Consider the following 756-nt stretch of genomic DNA (forward strand, 5'->3'; position numbering starts at 1 on the left):
GGAGCGTGGTCCTTTCGGGCTCGACTCTGATCTTCCCTGAGATGCACATCGAGGATCCAGTGCAGGCCGTTTTCGACCTGCCAATGCGCCCGCGTCAGATCAAGGGCGTCGTGCGGTGACAGTAATGTGGAGGCCATGAACAGGCGCGTCTTCGCCGCCGCGTCATCGCGACGACTGGTAACGCGGATGAAGGCCTTGTGGCCATCCATCAGCGGCATGTCGGCTGCGATCACCTCAGCTTTTCGCCACTCGTTGCGGCCATGGCTCACCTCTTCCCGGATGACGCTTTGCGCGTGTCCATGGGCAAGCGCCTGCCTGGCCTTTTGCTGCCAATGATGCCGGTTCCCCTTCAGCGCCAGCAGGTAGTCGCCGCCCCGCCTGGTGACGGCCGCCGCCATGTCCTTGTGGCAGTGAAGCGCATCGGCGGTGACCAATCTGTCCGTCAGATCAAGGAGTTCGACCACTTCGAGGGCCGCTGTGATCTCGTTGCCGCCGCTCTTGGGCGCTGCCGCAGCCAGGCACAGCCGGGTGCCTGCGGCAAAGGCGGAGACCGTCAGTGGCGGGGCAGCCTGAAGCCCTGTCTCATAGGCCCGCCGCAATGCCTTTCCGTCAAGCGCCACCACCTCCCGGCGCGCCCGCGCAAAGGCCGCCGCAAAGGTCGCGAAGGCGCGGGCGAAGGCATCCGGATCCATCAGCCGCAGGAGGCGGGAGAACGTGTCGTGGCTTGGGGCCGCGTCGTAATCGATCAACTGAGAC

The 756-nt window shown here is 65.2% G+C and carries 1 protein-coding gene; it reads right to left on the reverse strand.

Annotated elements, in window-relative coordinates:
• Positions 1–756, reverse strand: a 756-nt coding sequence (locus V6765_RS24070; protein ID WP_448433131.1) for an ISAs1 family transposase, incomplete at both ends; no start/stop codon positions are given.

The sequence above is a fragment of the Martelella sp. FOR1707 genome, from assembly GCF_053484265.1.